This is a genomic window from Chryseobacterium pyrolae (assembly GCF_025153485.1).
GTDB classification, from domain to species: domain Bacteria; phylum Bacteroidota; class Bacteroidia; order Flavobacteriales; family Weeksellaceae; genus Chryseobacterium; species Chryseobacterium antibioticum.
Genome location: NZ_JANZQH010000002.1, coordinates 715,704 through 733,106, shown reverse-complemented (window position 1 = coordinate 733,106; position 17,403 = coordinate 715,704). Strand labels below are relative to the sequence as shown.

At 38.3% G+C, this 17,403-nt stretch carries 19 protein-coding genes; 7 read left to right on the top strand and 12 right to left on the bottom strand.

Going from position 1 to position 17,403, the window contains the following annotated elements; genetic code table 11:
* Positions 1-37: 37 nt before the first annotated feature.
* Positions 38-550 (bottom strand): YceI family protein, encoded by a 513-nt coding sequence (locus tag NZD88_RS06745; RefSeq protein ID WP_259828359.1) that lies wholly within the window; start codon positions 548-550, stop codon positions 38-40.
* 424 nt (positions 551-974) lie between these two features.
* On the opposite strand from NZD88_RS06745, the gene NZD88_RS06740 reads away from it, so the two are divergent.
* The 4 genes from NZD88_RS06740 (at position 975) to NZD88_RS06725 (ending at position 5,320) form a co-directional block, all read left to right on the top strand.
* Positions 975-3,116, top strand: coding sequence for a S9 family peptidase (locus NZD88_RS06740; RefSeq protein WP_259828358.1), 2,142 nt, complete (start codon positions 975-977; stop codon positions 3,114-3,116).
* Positions 3,117-3,345: 229 nt separating this feature from the next.
* Complete coding sequence (locus NZD88_RS06735) at positions 3,346-4,371, top strand: LLM class flavin-dependent oxidoreductase (protein WP_259828357.1); 1,026 nt, start codon at positions 3,346-3,348, stop codon at positions 4,369-4,371.
* Between the two features lie 84 nt (positions 4,372-4,455).
* Positions 4,456-4,704: a VF530 family protein gene (locus NZD88_RS06730; protein WP_259828355.1), complete on the top strand. Its 249-nt coding sequence runs from the start codon at positions 4,456-4,458 to the stop codon at positions 4,702-4,704.
* Between the two features lie 115 nt (positions 4,705-4,819).
* Positions 4,820-5,320 carry an FKBP-type peptidyl-prolyl cis-trans isomerase gene (locus NZD88_RS06725; protein ID WP_169235238.1) on the top strand — a complete coding sequence of 167 codons (501 nt, stop codon included), beginning with the start codon at positions 4,820-4,822 and terminating at the stop codon, positions 5,318-5,320.
* A gap of 37 nt (positions 5,321-5,357) precedes the next feature.
* Here NZD88_RS06725 and NZD88_RS06720 read toward each other — a convergent pair whose 3' ends face one another.
* On the bottom strand, positions 5,358-5,735 hold the full coding sequence (locus tag NZD88_RS06720; protein ID WP_259828354.1) for a YchJ family protein: 378 nt from the start codon (positions 5,733-5,735) through the stop codon (positions 5,358-5,360).
* 172 nt (positions 5,736-5,907) lie between these two features.
* Entirely contained in the window at positions 5,908-8,049 is a 2,142-nt protein-coding gene (locus tag NZD88_RS06715) for a M3 family metallopeptidase (protein ID WP_259828353.1), read from the bottom strand.
* A 59-nt stretch (positions 8,050-8,108) separates the two neighbouring features.
* Between NZD88_RS06715 and NZD88_RS06710 the strand changes: the two genes are divergently transcribed.
* Positions 8,109-8,936, top strand: coding sequence for a head GIN domain-containing protein (locus NZD88_RS06710; RefSeq protein WP_259828352.1), 828 nt, complete (start codon positions 8,109-8,111; stop codon positions 8,934-8,936).
* 1 nt (position 8,937) lies between these two features.
* Here the strand turns inward: NZD88_RS06710 and NZD88_RS06705 are convergent, their stop codons facing one another.
* The 5 genes from NZD88_RS06705 to NZD88_RS06685 form a co-directional block, all read right to left on the bottom strand.
* Positions 8,938-10,824, bottom strand: a complete 1,887-nt coding sequence (locus NZD88_RS06705) for a monovalent cation:proton antiporter-2 (CPA2) family protein (RefSeq protein WP_259828351.1) — start codon at positions 10,822-10,824, stop codon at positions 8,938-8,940.
* A 3-nt stretch (positions 10,825-10,827) separates the two neighbouring features.
* Complete coding sequence (locus tag NZD88_RS06700; RefSeq protein ID WP_169235233.1) at positions 10,828-11,349, bottom strand: NAD(P)H-dependent oxidoreductase; 522 nt, start codon at positions 11,347-11,349, stop codon at positions 10,828-10,830.
* A gap of 188 nt (positions 11,350-11,537) precedes the next feature.
* Positions 11,538-12,353 (bottom strand): TPM domain-containing protein, encoded by an 816-nt coding sequence (locus tag NZD88_RS06695; RefSeq protein WP_169235232.1) that lies wholly within the window; start codon positions 12,351-12,353, stop codon positions 11,538-11,540.
* The gene (locus NZD88_RS06690; RefSeq protein WP_259828350.1) at positions 12,334-12,765 is read right to left on the bottom strand and encodes a TPM domain-containing protein; all 432 of its coding nucleotides are present in this window, start codon (positions 12,763-12,765) and stop codon (positions 12,334-12,336) included. Before NZD88_RS06690 ends, NZD88_RS06695 begins: the two co-directional genes overlap by 20 nt.
* Entirely contained in the window at positions 12,765-13,370 is a 606-nt protein-coding gene (locus tag NZD88_RS06685) for a LemA family protein (protein WP_169235230.1), read from the bottom strand. Before NZD88_RS06685 ends, NZD88_RS06690 begins: the two co-directional genes overlap by 1 nt.
* 73 nt (positions 13,371-13,443) lie before the next feature.
* Here NZD88_RS06685 and NZD88_RS06680 point away from each other — a divergent pair, with 73 nt between their 5' ends.
* Both NZD88_RS06680 and NZD88_RS06675 read left to right on the top strand, forming a co-directional pair.
* On the top strand, positions 13,444-13,938 hold the full coding sequence (locus NZD88_RS06680; RefSeq protein WP_259828349.1) for a dihydrofolate reductase: 495 nt from the start codon (positions 13,444-13,446) through the stop codon (positions 13,936-13,938).
* Between the two features lie 75 nt (positions 13,939-14,013).
* Positions 14,014-14,583, top strand: a complete 570-nt coding sequence (locus NZD88_RS06675) for a DUF2892 domain-containing protein (protein ID WP_169235228.1) — start codon at positions 14,014-14,016, stop codon at positions 14,581-14,583.
* Between the two features lie 69 nt (positions 14,584-14,652).
* Here NZD88_RS06675 and NZD88_RS06670 read toward each other — a convergent pair whose 3' ends face one another.
* The 4 genes from NZD88_RS06670 to NZD88_RS06655 all read right to left on the bottom strand — a co-directional run bounded on the left by NZD88_RS06670 (position 14,653) and on the right by NZD88_RS06655 (position 17,312).
* On the bottom strand, positions 14,653-15,285 hold the full coding sequence (locus NZD88_RS06670; protein WP_259828348.1) for a trimeric intracellular cation channel family protein: 633 nt from the start codon (positions 15,283-15,285) through the stop codon (positions 14,653-14,655).
* A 49-nt stretch (positions 15,286-15,334) separates the two neighbouring features.
* Complete coding sequence (locus tag NZD88_RS06665) at positions 15,335-15,688, bottom strand: four helix bundle protein (RefSeq protein WP_259828347.1); 354 nt, start codon at positions 15,686-15,688, stop codon at positions 15,335-15,337.
* 24 nt (positions 15,689-15,712) lie between these two features.
* Complete coding sequence (gene coaD, locus NZD88_RS06660; RefSeq protein WP_259828346.1) at positions 15,713-16,189, bottom strand: pantetheine-phosphate adenylyltransferase; 477 nt, start codon at positions 16,187-16,189, stop codon at positions 15,713-15,715.
* Positions 16,190-16,328: 139 nt separating this feature from the next.
* Complete coding sequence (locus tag NZD88_RS06655) at positions 16,329-17,312, bottom strand: D-alanine--D-alanine ligase (RefSeq protein WP_259828345.1); 984 nt, start codon at positions 17,310-17,312, stop codon at positions 16,329-16,331.
* Between the last annotated feature and the right edge of the window lie 91 nt (positions 17,313-17,403).

Sequence of the window (17,403 nt, the reverse complement as noted above, 5' to 3'; positions counted from 1 at the left end):
TTTCATGGCTCCTTTTTACACCAAAAATCCGTTTTTATTATGCCTGCTTTACAAACTGTAATTCTCCGGCAATTTTTACTTCGTCGCTTACCATTACACCTCCTGCTTCAAGAGCGGCGTTCCAGTTCAGTCCGAAATCTTTTCTGTTGATCTTTCCTTCAAAAGAAAAACCAGCTTTTGTATTTCCCCAAGGGTCAACATTGATTCCACCGAAGTCCACATCTAAAGTGATAGGCTTAGTAATCCCGTTTACAGTAAGGTTTCCTGTTACTTTATCATTTAAAGCCTGAGATTCAAATGTAATAGAAGGATGTTCTTCTGCGTTGAAAAATTCACCGGACTTTAAGTGATTGTCTCTGTCTGTATTATTGGTGAATACAGAATCAGTCTGGATCGTAGCGGTTGTTTTAGCGTTGCTAAAAGTATCATCTTCAGCCTCAATTTCTGCATTGAACGTTCTGAAGTTACCTTTTATATTAGAAATCATCATGTGTTTTACTTTGAAAGTAATTTCACTATGTGTTGGGTCTAGGTTCCATTTTGTTGCCATTGTATTGTATTTTTTGTTTGTTATTGATACTGCAAATGTAGGACAGAGAACATATACCAGTCATTGATTTAGGATAAGAAATGAAATAACCCGTATTTTTTATAGGTGAATAGTCCATTTTGCTTCGTAAGTGAATAGTGAATGATCGATTGGAACAAAATTCACAATTGACGATTTACAATTCACTGTAGATTTCATGTGAATGGTCAATTTTGCTTCGCAAGTCAATAGTCAATTATTGGTGCTGGTAAAATTGACAATTGACGATTCACAAATTCACCCTAATTTATAGCTGATTTTTCCTATGATTAAGTTAAGAATTTATTTTTATCAATACATTAATCCTATTTTATGAATGTTTTAATTTAACATTTATTAACGAATGATTTTTATTTCTTATTTTTGAAGGATTCAATTTTATACAATGAAATTACATAAATTTTCTTTATTGATGCTGGTTTTGGGCAGTTCTGCAATGGCACAGACCCAAAAATTCACAATGGCGGAGGCAGTAAACGGACTGAGAACGAATCTTGCCGTGAAAAATATTTCCCAATTTTCATGGGCTGCGGACGGTAAATCTTATATTCAGGCTGTAAAAGGCGGGTATCTGATGACCGATCTTAAAACCAATAAGCAGGATACGCTTGTGTCTTTGACCCAGTTAAACAAATCATTCTCTGATGCTAAACTGAAAGCTGTTCCGCAGATTAAATTCATCAGTGGTTCAAACGGTTATTTCAACGCGAACGACAAAATGTTCTGGATTGAAAAATCAGGAAACGACTGGAAAGTAAAAACTTCTGCTGCAGTTGAAGGAAATGCGTCCAACGTGAAAATGTTTGGAGACAACCAGACTTTTGCTTTTACGGTGAAAAATAATTTATTTGTAAACAAAAACGGAAAAACAATCGCTGTAACCAATGATTCCGATGAAAATATCATCAATGGAGGGGCAACGGTTCATAGAAATGAATTTGGAATTGATACCGGAATTTTTCCAGCTCCTAACTCTGAAGCGGTAGCATTTTACAGAATGGATCAGACGATGGTAGCAGATTATCCGGTTATTGACTGGTCTGTAACGCCAGCTGTCAACCACAACATCAAGTATCCGATGGCGGGACAAAAGTCTCATGAAGTTACGTTGGGTGTTTACAATATCAAAAATCAGTCAACCACTTTCCTGAAAATTGAAGGTGAAAAAGATCAGTATTTAACAGCCGTTACCTGGAGTCCGGATTCAAAATATATTTTTGTAGGTGTTCTGAACCGTGGACAGAATCATGTAAAAATGAATCAGTATGATGCGGCGACAGGAAATTTAGTAAAAACTTTATTTGAAGAAACCAACGACAAATATGTAGAGCCTCAGCATCCGCTTACTTTCTTCCCCAATTCTAATACAGATTTTATCTGGCAGAGTCAGAGAACAGGATATAATCACCTGTTCCATTACAGCCTTGAAAAAGGACTGGTAGCCCAAATTACAAAAGGAGATTGGCTGGTGACCGATATTTTAGGTTTTAATGAAAAGAGAAAGGAAATTTATTTCACTTCTACGAAAGAAACTCCTTTGGAGAAACACTTATATAAGATCAACTGGACGAACTTCAAAATGCAGCGTTTAGACGATGCAGCGGGAGTACATACAGGTGTTTTAAGCAGCGACGGAAATTATTTATATGATATTTACAGCAATGCAGGAACACCAAGATCTGCCAATATTATTAATACAAGCACTGCAAAATCAACGAATATTCTTACGGCTGAGAATACATTGAAAAATTATCAGAGACCTGAAATTAAAAATGTAGAATTAAAAGCAGATGACGGAACACCTCTTTACGGAAAGATCATTCTTCCTACAGATTTTGATGCCAATAAAAAATATCCGGTGATCGTTTACCTTTATAACGGACCACACCTTCAGTTGGTGACCAATACATTCCCGGCATCAGGAAACCTTTGGTATGAATATATGGCGCAAAACGGATACATCATTTTCACAATGGATGGAAGAGGTTCTGCCAACCGTGGAATGAAATTTGAGCAGGCTGTTTTCAGAAACCTTGGAACAACTGAAATGAACGATCAGATGAAGGGAGTAGACTACTTAAAATCTCTTCCTTACGTTGATGCTCAAAAAATGGGAATTCACGGATGGAGTTTCGGTGGATTTATGACAACAAGCTTCATGCTTCGTAAACCGGATGTATTTAAAGTAGGCGTTGCCGGAGGACCGGTTATCGACTGGAAAATGTATGAAATCATGTACGGTGAAAGGTATATGGATACACCGGAAGAGAATCCGCAAGGATATGCTACAGCTAATCTTCTAGATAAAGTTCAGAATTTAAAAGGAAAATTACTCATGATCCACGGTGCTCAGGATGATGTGGTGGTATGGCAGCATTCCATTAAATTTATCAAATCTGCGGTAGATAATGGAGTTCAGTTGGATTACTTTGCTTATCCGGGACATCCGCACAATGTGATTGGGAAAGACAGAGTTCACCTGATGCAAAAAGTAACAGATTATTTTGATCAGAATCTAAAGAAATAATAATAAAATCCAGCCACAAGGCTGGATTTCTTGTTTAATATAGAAATATATAAAGTGGATTAATCATAAAATTCCCTGATTAAATATGTGCTTTTATTGATTCTTTTCAATTCTTAATATATAATATCTGTACAGGAAACTTGTCCGAGCGACAATGATCCGTTCTTAACAAACATCAACGTTTTTGACCTTTTTGATCCGTAATTTTGTGTATCTAAAATCTAAAAATATGGAATTAGGAATAGGAATGTTTGGTGACCTGGCTTTTGATCAGGCAACCGGAAAATATAGAGATGCAGGCGTGAAGATCCGAGAAATCCTGGATCAGGTAAAGTTAATGGATGAGGTGGGAATTGATGTTTTTGCGATGGGAGAACATCACCGTCCGGATTATGCAGTTTCGTCACCGGAAATGGTACTGGCTGCTGCTGCAAGCATCACCAAAAATATAAAACTGGCAAGTGGTGTCACCGTTTTAAGTTCTTCAGAACCTGTAAAAGTATATGAAGATTTTTCAACCTTAGACCTGATATCAGACGGAAGAGCTGAAATATTTGTAGGAAGAGGTAGTTTTATTGAATCGTTTCCACTTTACGGATATTCACTGAATGATTATGAAGAACTTTTTGACGAAAAACTGGAATTGCTGCTAAAGATCAATTCAGAAGAAAATGTAACCTGGTCAGGAAAGCTTCGGGCACCGATGCAGAATCAAACCGTTTATCCAAGAGCAAAAAATGATGGAAAACTGTCGATTTGGAGAGCGGTAGGGGGAACTCCCCAGTCTGTTTTAAGTGCTGCGAAATTAGGAATGCCTTTGGTGGTAGCCATCATTGGAGGAATGCCGGTACAGTTTAAAAATTTAATAGAATTTTACAAACAGGAATATCAGAAGGCCGGGCATGATGTATCTAAAATGCAGATCGCGATTCATTCTCACACCTTTGTAAGCGATGATCAGGCTGTTGTGGAAGGATATTTCAATACCTATAAATCTCAGATGGACAGGATCGGGGCATCCAGAGGCTGGGCTCCCTACACGAAAATGCAATATGACGGTGGAAGAGCAAGAGAAGGCGCATTATTCATTGGAAATCCCGCAGAAGTTGCTGATAAAATTGCCTACATGAAAGAGATTTTTGGCATCACAAGATTCATTGGGCATATGGATATTGGCGATCCTGCTCACGATATTATGATGAAATCCATTGAATTATTTGGGGACAAGGTAAAACCGGTTATTCAAAATTTATAAAGGAAACCTCCGCTATTGTTCAGCGGAGGTTTTTTATTTTTCCAGAAATATTCGTCATATAATCATTACTTTTGCAAAAAAAGTATGGAACCGTCCAAAGATCCGCTACACGGAAAAAGACTCGATGCCATTCTTGAAGAACTGGTAGAATACTATGAAGGCTTCGAGAAACTTAGCGAGCAGATCAATATAAGATGTTTTACAGACAATCCAAGTATAAAGTCTTCATTGAAGTTTCTGAGAAAAACAGATTGGGCAAGAACCAAGGTAGAAAGCCTGTATCTTTATGTATTGAGACAGAAAAAACGAAGCGAAACAAAGAACGGAAAGTAAAGAAGACTGGTGTTTTAAGATTTCTGTTTTAATGTGTTTTCCACAATCAATCATTTCAAAAATACTATCTTTGTGCTGTTAATCGTGAAAAATATCACGAAAAAAAAGAAAAAATATGACAATTGAAAACAACCATGTTGTAGCAGTAAGTTACATACTTCACACGATCGAAGAAGATGGAAGTAAGATTCTTGTAGAAGAAACAACAGCTGAAAATCCACTTACATTTTTATATGGTGTAGGAATGATGATTCCAAAGTTTGAACAAAACATCCTAGGCCTGAAAGCCGGTGATAAAGCAGCTTTTGTTATTGAAGCAGAAGAAGCTTACGGAGAGAAAGATCCGAATTCAATCACGCAATTGCCTATCGATATGTTTCAGGAAGCGGGAATTCCTCCTGTAGGAGCTATTTTACCTTTATCAGATGGTCAGGGAAATAATTTCCAGGCATTTGTAATAGACGTAACTCCGGAGGCAGTAATTGCAGACCTTAACCATCCAATGGCTGGGAAAGTTTTAGATTTCCAGGTGGAAATTGTAAATACACGTCCTGCGACAGAAGAAGAATTGGCCCATGGTCACGCTCATGGCGTTGACGGAACTGATGCTCACTAAAACTATAAGAAATGTCCGATTTTTTCGGACATTTTTTTTATTCTAAAAATTTTCCACTCACATAAAACCAACGGTTTTGAATCATTTTGAAGTCTGATAATTCGTGATGGACTTCTTTATCCCTTTCCTCATTGGTATAAAAGGCTTTAAATTCAACTTGGCTGACAGAAGGTGTATCTATAATTTCCAATTTCGTCCACTCATTAATTTCACCCCATTCCTGAAGATCCTTTTTATTGTGAAATTTCCTTTTTGCCGGAAGGGTAGTTTCCATAAGATATTCGCCATTCGGAATGGCAAATGCCGAAAACCGGGAACGCATCAAAGCTTCTGCAGTAGGAGCATGCTTTTCTCCGGTGTGGTAAGGCTTGCAGCATTCTTCATAAGATTTTCCTGAACAGCAGGGACAATTCATTTTTTTATTTTTTTTGAACAACAAAAATAAAGATTTTATTAATAGGAACGGGCTTTAGCCCGTGACACACAACAAACAGTTCAAAATAGAATATCTTTATTCAATAGGAATGGATTTCAACCCATTTAACTATAAAAAAAGAAGCATCCAATCGAATGCTTCTCTGTACAATTTATTTTATAAAACCTCTGTTTCTCAATAAAGGTTTGATATCCGGATCATGTCCCGTGAAATCTCTGAATGCCTGGTTAAGGTCTACAGAATTTCCTACAGAAAGAATATATTTTCTGAAACGGTCACCGTTTTCTCTCGTCAGACCTCCATTGCTTTTGATCCATTCCCATGCATCATTGTCAAGAGTTTCAGACCATAGGTAAGCATAATATCCTGCAGAGTATCCTCCACCCCAGATATGGGCAAAATAAGGAGTATGGTATCTAGGAGGTACCGTAGCTAATGTAAATCCGTGGCTGGCCAGTGATTGTTTTTCAAAATCAAGAACCGGAATCAACTGGCTTTCATTGGTCACGGTGTGCCAGTCCATATCCAGAGCTGCCGCAGAAACAAGTTCTGTCGTCATATATCCCTGGTTAAAAGTAGATGCCTTTTTTATTTTTTCAACTAAAGTTTGAGGGATCGGCTGTTTTGTTTCGTAGTGGATGGCATAATTTTTAAGAACTACAGGATCCAGAGCCCAATGCTCATTGATCTGTGATGGGAATTCCACAAAGTCTCTCGGAACACTGGTTCCTGAAAGCGATGGGTATTTCTGGCTAGCAAACATACCGTGGATAGAATGTCCAAACTCATGGAACATCGTAGACACATCATCATAGCTAATCAGAGATGGTTTTCCTGGAGCCGGCTTCTGGTAATTATAACAGTTGACGATGACAGGTTTTGTTCCTAAAAGATAAGACTGCTCAACGAAGTTACTCATCCATGCTCCTCCGTTTTTAGAATCTCTGGTATAGAAATCAAGATAATAGATTGCGATAGACTTTCCATCGTGGTCAAAAACCTCGTAGGTTACCACGTCAGGATGGTAAACCGGAAGATCAGTCCTCTTTTTGAAAGTAAGTCCGTAGAACTTTTCAGCGGCATAGAAAACTCCTTTTTCCAAAACAGTAGTCACTTCAAAGTAAGGCTTGATCTGGTTTTCATCAAGATCATATTTTGCTTTTCTTACCTGTTCTGCATAGAAATTCCAGTCCCATGGCTCAACTTTGAAACCACCTTTCTGCTGGTCGATCAGATCCTGGATATCTTTTGCTTCACGTCTTGCTGTTTCCACTGCAGGAGTAGCAATTTGGTTCATCAGTTTAGTTGCGGCTTCCGGTGTTTTAGCCATCTGATCCTGAAGCTTCCATTCAGCGAAGCTTGCTTTTCCTAGGGTCTGGGCCTTTTTAAGTCTTAGTTTAGCTAATTTTTCAATCGTTTCACGGGTATCATTTCCATCACCTTTTTCAGCTCTAAGCCATGATGCCTTGAATAGCTTTTCTCTGGCAGCTCTGTTCTTCAAATTCTGAAGAAGAGGCTGTTGGGTTGTATTTTGAAGGGCAAGAAGATATTTTCCCGGTTGTCCCGCTGTTTTAGCATCTGTTGCTGCCGCTTCGATTTCATCAGCAGAAAGACCGTCCAGTTCCTTTGCATCAGAGAAAAATACACCTCCCTGCTTTCTTGCTTCCAATAGTTTATTGGCATATTGCGTAGAAAGTGAAGCTAGTTCCTGATTGATCTGCTTTAGTTTTTCTTTATCTGCTGCAGAAAGATTAGCACCTGCAATCTCAAAATTCTGTTTGTAGTATTGAACAAGTTTTTTACTCTCTGAATCTAAACCGTCTTCTTTGATAGATTTGATTCTTTTATATAAATTTTCATTCAGGTACATTTTATCGGAATGGGCAGCAAAAATAGGAGCAAATTCTTCATCTAAAGTCTGAAGGGTAGGGTTGGTATTGGCGCTTGTAAGATTGGAAAATACAATAGTGGCTCTTTTTAAAACTTCGCCGCTTTTTTCTAAAGCAACAATGGTATTTTCAAAAGTAGGAGCTTCCGGATTATTGGCGATTTTCAGGATCTCAGCATCGTGCTGTTTAAGTCCAAAATCGAAAGCAGGTTTGAAATGTTCATTTTTAATTTTATCGAATTCCGGAGCTTCATACTGAAGCTTGCTTTTCTTCATAAAAGGGTTTGAAGATAAGGATGGATCGGTAACAGGAATCTCCTGTTGAGTATCGGTTTTCTTCATTGTAGTACAAGATTGGTTAAGTGCCAGTGCAGAAATTAACAATACCGATGAAATATTTTTCATAAATTAGTTGTTATTAAAGTATAAAGATATTAAAAACTTAATTTATAAAAGCAGTAAACATGAAATCAACAACTCTTTTTATGCTGTCAGCCTTCGCGCTGATGGCCTCATGCAATGAAAATCATAATAAAAGAAACAATGATAATGACAACAACGGTAACGGCTGGGTAGACAAAGTGATCGACAAAGAAAGCGGCCCGGTCAAAGAGAAAGAATTTAACGGAAATTTTGACGAAATAGAAGTTTCTCAGGCTATCGATGCTGAGGTGATCAAATCTGAAACAGAGAAAGTGGTTATTTCTGCACCAGAAAATATCATCAACGAAATTCTTGTGGATAACGATGGCGGAAAGCTTCATATCCATTACAAAAAAGGAATCAGAGTGATGAACAGCCATAATGTAAAAGCTAAAATTTATACGAAAGATTTCTCAAAACTTACGGCCAATTCTGCGGCAAGCATTACCATAAAAGATAAATTCACACAGGAAAAAGTAAGCATTGATTTATCCAGTGCAGCCAGCGTGAAAGGAGATCTGGAAGCCAATGATTTCGATATCTCAGCAGGAAGCAGCAGCAGCTATAGTGGAAAAGTATGGGCGGTAGATCTTGATATTGAAGCTTCTTCAGCGGCAAGTCTTGATATTTCCGGGAAAAGTAAAAATGCTGATATCACTTCTTCATCGGGGAGTAGTGTTTCTGCCAAAGATCTTATTGCTGACAATGTAAAAGCCGACGCATCCAGCGGAGGTAGTCTTCAGGTTAGCGCTGTTGCTTCAGTTGATGCCGAAGCTTCTTCCGGAGGAAGTGTAGATATTTCTAAAAAAGGAGAACTTAAAAATGTAACCAAACAGGAAAGTAGTGGCGGAAGCGTCAGTATCCAATAAATCAATTCGGAGTTTCCTCGTCATTGTCATCATCTACTGACGAGGAGCCTTCCCAATCTCTATTATCAAAATTAAGATTGTCATAAGCCAATAATTCCTCCTCACGCTGGAGGAATTCTTTTGTGGTGAATGATAAGATTTCATCATCTTCTTTTGCTTTGGACAGCCTTCTTATGGACGCTTTGTCTATTGCCATAAATCTTTGTCCAAGACGTCTGGCCGCATATTTTCGCATTCCGGTTTCATGAAGAACGTCTATCGCCATATCCACAGCGGTTCCTAATGTTTCACGGTAAATATTTTCAATGCCGTTATTGAGGTAGTTATACGCATCGATCCTGTTTTTGGCTCTTACAAAAATTTTAACCTTCGGATAATGTTCACGAACCAGATCTGCAATAAATTTATTATCATCCCGGTCATCAAGACATAGCACTAAAAGTTCAGCATCTTCAATTCCGGCAGCCCTTAAAATAGGAATCCTTGTTGCATCCCCATAATAAACTTTAAAACCATGGCTTCTCAAAAGTTTCACACGATCAGAATCTCTGTCCAGAACTGTTGCCTGGATTTTATTCGCCTTTAAAAGCCGCCCTACCGTACTTCCGAAATGTCCGAAACCAACGATAATGATCTTCTTCTGGCTTACATCATTGTCAAGAATATTGAAATCGTTCTCTGCATCAGGAATTTCCTTTATGAATTTAGGCGTAATGAATTTATCATTAATGATCAGAAGGATAGGGGTAATACACATCGTGATCGCCGTTACAGCCATCATTTGAGCATTAAGCTCAGGAGTTAAAAGATAAAGATCCGAAGCGTAATTAATAAGTACAAAAGCAAACTCTCCTACCTGAGAAAGAGCAAATGCATAAAATAAACTCTGCGAAGTATCCATCTTAAAAAACTTTCCTATAGCATAGAGAACAACAAGTTTTACAGCCAATACGGCAAAAACAGTAGAGAAAATAAATAAAGGATCCTGCTGAATAATATTAAAATTGATGGTAGAGCCTACACTGACAAAGAATACAGCTAAAAGAAGCCCTTTAAAAGGATTGATCTGTGCTTCCAGTTCATGCCTGAATTCACTGTTGGCAAGCATTACCCCGGCAAGGAAAGCTCCCAACGCCGGTGAAAGCCCTATCGCGGCCATAAGCTCAGAAACTCCGATCACAAGGAATAAAGAGGAAGCAGTCAATAGTTCCGTCATTCCTGACTTTGAAACATATCTTAAAAAGGGAACGAATACATATCTTCCCAGTAAAATTAAAATAGCAACACCTAAAATCACGGTTCCGGCCTGTAGCCACTCCGGAAGTTTCTGTATGATAATCTGAATTTCGTTATTGTGATGACTTGATTTATAATTCGCGATGATAGGCAGGATGGCCAAGATGGGGATCACTGCAATATCCTGAAAAAGAAGGGTAGAGAAGGAAGCCTCTCCGGCCATGGTTTTAAAATTGTTTTTTTCCTGTAAAGTCTGCAGTACAATAGCTGTAGAAGAGAGTGCAAAACACATTGCAATAGCAATGGCCTTATCTATTCTCCATCCGGCACTGATGAAAACCAGAAAAAGAAGTGAAATAGAAAGCAGCATCTGCGTAAGCCCGAGGCCCACAATTTTCTTCCGCATTTCCCAGAATTTCCGGGGTTCCAGTTCCAGTCCAACCAGGAAAAGAAGCATGATGACCCCAAATTCACTGGCATGCATAATATCATTAACATCTTTTCCGGTAAGCCGAAGAACATAAGGACCAATGATGATACCGCCTAAAATATAGCCGATCACCGAACTCAGTCCAAATTTTCTAGCCAGCGGAACCATAATAATGGCTACACCTAAGAAAAGTAATGTATTCATCGCTAAGCTGGACTCCATATGTTATTGATTGAGTAGTTCTGTAAATTCTTTTTTATGTAAAATAATATCTTTTTTGCTCAGTTTATTGGCTTCGTAAACGATCTTGATATGTTTGATATCGGCTTTGAAAACCTTTAAAGAAACAATCAGTCCGCTGATCAGTTCTTCGATAGTATACTGATACGTTCCGGTTTTGCTGAATGATCTTTCTTTTCCTCCGGTTGTAATCAGAATATAGATTTCTTTGCCTTCCAGCGGATTGGTTTCGCCTTCCCGGAGCCAGTCTCTGTCGAAAACTTCATCGATCCATAATCTTAATAAAGGAGGCATTCCAAACCAGATGAGGGGGAACTGAAAAATAAAACGGTCATAGTTCCTTAATCTTTTTCTCTCCCTGAATGCCGCAATATGAAAATCCGGATATTCTTCGTAAAGATCTCTGAGGGTAAAGTGCTGGTGACGGACATAGAAATTAAATAGCTCTACGTTGGAATTGGAGTGCTCTAAATAGGGATGTGCAAAAACTACCAGCGTCTTCTTCATGAACCTGTTTTCAGTAAATATAACGAAAAAATATTGATTAAAAGACGGTTTTTGTGTGGTTTTGTTAATTTTTTAATAGGTAAAGTTGAATTTAACATTAAATAAAACAAAGAAGTGATGTATTTGTAGCATATTAAATAAAAAATCGGGCAGTAAGCCCGATTATATTGAATGTTGTTATTTTTTAATTACCATCCGCCGGAAGCACCGCCTCCGCCAAAGCTTCCTCCGCCACCGAAACCGCCGAATCCACCACCGCCTCCGCCGGAACTTCCTCCACCAAAGCCTCCTCCTCCGAAGCTGCCAGGGAAAGGGAAGAACCCACCAGGGTAATTTCTGCGTCCTCGTCTGGTAATGATCACATCATCGTCATCATTATTGCCACCGCCTCCTCCGCCACCTCTGTTCCCAAAGATAATAGCCAGAAGGATGAAAATGACAAATGCAATAAGAATGATCTTAAATGCACTTCCATTGCCGGAAGGTGCTGAGGTTTCCGTAGGCTTGAATTTTCCCTGAACCGCCTCCATAATGGCTGAGGTTCCCCGGTTGATCCCTTCATACCATTGCCCCTGCCTGAAATTAGGAGTGACAATATAATCGAGAATCTGTCCTGCCACGGAAGCCGTAAGATATTGTTCTACGGCTCGTCCCTGCTGGATAGACATGGTTCTGTCTTCAGTCGCAATAAGGAAAACGACGCCATTATCTACTCCCTTTTTTCCGATTTTCCATTGCTCACCGAACATGGTCGCTAGAAAATTGACATCTTCTCCTTTTGTGGAAGGAATAATGATGACTTCAATCTCTGTTGAGGTAGAATCTGCAAATTTGATCAGCTTATTGTTCAGTTCATCTTTTTGCTGTTGGGTAAGCAGTCCTGCTTCATCAAACACAGGATACAGAACCGCAGGTTTTTGCGGAATCGTGTATTGTGCTGATACAAAAGTGTAAAAGCAGAAGAGTATAAATGAAAATACCAGTTTAAGAGAACGTAATTTCATTAGATAGCTGATTGGGATTTTTTCCCTGAACAGGAAAATGTTTTTTTAATTCAAGACCCGTTTCCAGGATGCCGCTTTTTAAAGCTTTATAATAATTTCCTTTGGCAAATTCAGCAGTGATGTAGTCGTGGAGGTGATCCCAATACGACTGGTGTACTTTGTCATGAATTCCGATATCCCCAATGATGGTAAGGTATTTTTGTTCGAAATTCACATGAAAAAGCACAGCATTTCTGTCGGCAGTTTTATTCATACAGAGTTCTTTGAAAACTCCAAATGCAGTTTCCGCATTTTGAGTTTCGGTGTTCGAGTCAATATGTATCCTGATCTCGCCTGTAGAATGTTCTTCTGCCGACTGTATCGCTTCCACCAGGGAAGTGATTTGCTGATTTGTCAGAAAGCGGTTGTTCATTATTTAAATACTTCAGGCGCTTTTTCTGCACCGGCTTCAGCCTTGAAGAAAGGTTTTTCTTTAAAGTTTGTAAAATTCGCCAGAATGTTGTTTGGGAATGTTTTGATCGTTGTATTGTAATCTTTGGCAGCGTCATTATAATAAACCGTTTCGGTTCTGATGCTGTTTTCGATTGCTGTAAACTCTCTCTGGAAGTTGATGTACTGCTGGTCCGCTTTTAAATTCGGATAAGATTCCACCACAGCCATCAATCTGCTTAAGGCTCCGGATAATTCTCCCTGTGCAGCCTGGAATTTTGCCATGTCTGCTTCTGTCATATTCGTAGGGTCGATGTTAATAGAAGTAGCTTTAGAGCGTGCTTCCACAACTTTGGTTAGTGTTTCCTGTTCAAATTTTGAATAGGACTTAACTGTTCTTTCGAGGTTAGGAATAAGGTTGGCCCTTTTCTGATAGACTGTTTCAATATTAGACCATTTGGAATTCACATTCTGTTCTTTTGAAACAAAATTATTATATCCGTTTTTCCCCCAGAAGAATATTACACCTACAATAAGAAGTAGAGCAATACCGATAGTTCCTGCGCTAAGGCAGCCTTTATTTTTCATAGTTTATTTTTTTTAATTTTTTGTGCTAATCAAATATACAAATTATGTGCTAATTTTGTAAAAAATTATTAGAATGACAACAATAGTGGTGGCAATGGGAGAGAAAAACGAGATCGGTTTTGAAAATAAACTGCTGTGGCATCTTCCAACAGACCTGAAACACTTTAAAGATATTACTTCCGGACATCCTATTATTATGGGAAGAAAAACCTATGAAAGTATAGGAAAGGCACTTCCTAACCGTACGAATATTGTTGTTTCCAGAAAGAAAAACTGGTTTGTAGAAGGTATTCTGATCGTGGGAAGCATCAAAGAAGCTGTAAAATTTGCTAAAAAAATTGATGAAAATGTATTCATCATCGGTGGCGGAAATATTTATGAGCAGACTATAGATATGGCTGACAAATTAGAGGTGACTTTAGTAAAGGCTGATCTTGAAGCCGATACATTCTTTCCAAAGATTGACATGAAGATTTGGAAAAAAACTGAAGAGACCTGTCATGAAAAAGATGAAAAGAATCAATATGATTTTTGTTTTCAGACTTTTGAACGGATCAAGACAGAGTAGTTATGAAAATTCTAACCCGTAACCTCTAGCTTCTAACCCGTAAATTTTCTATCTTTGCACTCTTAAAACTGAATAATGAATAAGTACATAAAAATTGTAATTGCAGCAGTTCTTATACTTCTAGGACTTTATATGATGATTTTCACAAGAAATCTAGGCTGGGGAATTGTAGTATTCCTTCTTGCAGCACTGCCTATTTTACTTTTCATCAAAAACGAATATATCCTTCTTGCCTTTTGGCAGCTGAGAAAACAGAATATGGAAAAAGCAGCAAAATGGTTAAATGGAATTACCAATTACCAGGCACAGCTTCATAAATCTCAGTATGGATACTTTCACTATTTAATGGGCCTTACTCAGGCTCAGGAACACCCTGCCAAAGTAGAACCTCTTATGAAAAAAGCTTTGGAATATGGATTAAATATGAAGCATGACAGAGCCATGGCTACATTGAATCTTGCAGCAGTCGCTATTTCCAAAGGAAGAAGACAGGAAGGACAAAAGCTTCTGGAAGAGGCTAAAAGATTAGATAGCGCAGGAATGATGGCGGATCAGATCAAAATGATGAAAGATCAGCTGAAAATGCCTTCTATGCAGAAACACATGCACAACCCGAATATGAGACAGAGAGGGAAATCCTTCTAAGAAAAATAGACGAAAAACGAAAGCACCTCAATTTGAGGTGCTTTTTTATTTTACTGAATCCATAGGTTGTCACATCTCAGAATTCTGATCATACCCATAAAACTTGGGCATCTGCCATTGGTATTTCACGGCAAGCGTTCGGATCGCGACAATCAATATAATAGTGAAGATCTGTATAAAGGTATAGGAAAGTGGGATGAATTTCGTCATCAGAAGAAAGACGGATCCTCCAACGATACATGCTGTAGCATAGATTTCTTTCCTGAAGATCAGCGGAATCCTGTTCAGGAGGATGTCCCGTATAATTCCTCCAAAACAGCCGGTAATGGTTCCCAGTGCGATACATATCAGCGGATGAATTTCGGCATTAAGCCCTTTCTGAACCCCGATAATCGTAAATAATCCCAGTCCGAAGCTGTCGAAAATAAACAGTGTTACTTTAAAGTTCTTTTCAATAGACTTGAAGACCATTGCAAAAATGCTTGTTCCCAGGATGAGGGCACACGTTAAAAGGTCGTGCATCCAGAATACCGGAATGTCAAGCAATAAATCTCTCACAGTTCCTCCCCCTACAGAAGTAACGAACGCAATAATCAGAACCCCAAACGGATCAAGGCGTTTCTGCATAGCTGCAAAACTCCCCGACATCGCAAAGGAAATGGTTCCGAGTACTTCTATGGCAAAATTGAACTGTTCGTGCATATATTATGAGTAATAGGTAATGGGCAATGAGTAATAAAAATTATGCCATTTAAAACTGGGATAATCTAAATTTATACTTAGTCATAACCTTTACAAGTTCTTCACATTCTGATTTTAAATGTATCATTTTTTCAGGGCTTAGGTATTCCAGTTCTTCAATAATTTCAAGCCAAAGTTGAGTCTCATCAATTTCTTCTACAACAATGCATAGTTTAGCAAATTTTTCCTTTTCAGATCTTGCTCTTGAAACGGCTCTGTAATTTGCTGCTACTGATGTGGAAGATCTTATGATTTGCTTTCTTATGATCGAAACATCATCTGAATAAGGTAATGATGAGAGAGATTTGATCACAAGAATAGAAAAGTTTTTAGTTCTTTCCCGAAAAATTTGATTGTAATCCATATTCCCCAAATTACTCATTATCCATTACTCATTACTTATTTTTTTTACCCTGACGGAGTCCGGAACCAACAGTTCATATTCTCCATCGTGGTTGATGATCTCCCTTACAATGCTGCTGCTGATGAAAGATTTTCCTGATGAGGTCAATAAGAATACGGTTTCCAGTTTTTTGTGGGCCAAAGTTCGGTTGGTGTGAGCGATGGCTTTCTCAAATTCAAAATCGGCAGGGTTTCTTAGGCCTCTCAGAATATATTGAGCATTCTTTTCAAAACAATAGTCTACCGTTAATCCTTCGAAAAAGTCAACTTCCACATTGGGAAATTCGGATACGGAATTTTGGATAAATTCCATTCTTTTTTCAAGGGGAAACATATACCTTTTTTGGGAATTCTGTCCGATTGCAATAATCAGTTTGTCAAAAAGCGGAGCCGCTCTTTCAATAATATCATAATGTCCCAGAGTAATAGGATCAAAGGATCCGGGGAAAACAGCAATTTTCATGTTTTACGTGTTATGATGAGTTACGGGGTACGAGTTACAGGTTGAGTGATGATTTTAGGGATAAGGGTTTCTGGTTGTTACCTCTATCTCCTGTCTTCAAACTTCCATCCTCTAACATCTAACCTCTAATTTCTAACTATTATTTATTCAATGCTTTTTCTACCTCATTTCCACATAAGTCTGTGACAGAGATTCCATAATGTCTTGCTTGTTGTGGCAGAATACTGGCCGGGGAGAATCCTGGATTGGTATTCATTTCAAGCATATAGGGAATTCCGTCCATAAGGATAAATTCGCTTCTTGAAAATCCGCTCATTCCCAGAGAATTGTAAGCTCTTTTTGAAATTTCTTCCACTCTGATTCTGGTGGCATCGTCAATTCTTGCCGGGGTAATTTCTTCTGAAGCCCCTTCGTATTTAGCTTCATAATCGAAGAATTCATTGGTAGGTACAATTTCAGTGATTCCTAAAACGATGGTTTCCCCTTTGAAATCTATGACCCCCACGGAAACTTCCATTCCGTTCAGAAAACTTTCGATCAGAATTTCATCATCTTCCTTGAATGCTATTTCTGTAGCAGCGATTAATTCCGACTTCTCTTTTACTTTTGAAATTCCAAGAGATGATCCTGACTGATTCGGCTTAACAAAAACCGGAAGCCCTAGACTTTCTACGATTTCGTCTGTATTGATCTCTTCTCCTTTTCTTAAATAAATGCTTTTAGCAGAAGGGATTCCATATTTTGCCAATACCGCCAATGTATCTTTTTTATTGAAGGTCAAAGCGCTTTCATAAAAACCGCAACCGGTATATTTCTGCCCGATGGCATCCCAATAGGCCTGAAGTATTCCATTTTCACCCGGGGTTCCGTGGATAATGTTGAAACAGGCATCGAATTTCAGTTTTTCATCATGATCTAACGTCACTGAAAAATCTCCGCGGTTGATTTCATATTTCTTATCGTTATCCCCTAAAAAATACCATTCATCTTTAAGGATGACCACTTTATATACATCATATAGATTTCTGTCCAGAGAATCGTAGATCAACTGACCGCTTTTTAAGGAGACCACATATTCGTCTGAATAGCCTCCCATGACAACGGCAACACTTTTTTTGCTCATAACCATTATAGTATCAATTAAGGCAAATTTAATCATTTTATGTAATGCAATAAGGGAAAATCAGAAATTTTAAAATTGAAAATGAATTGTG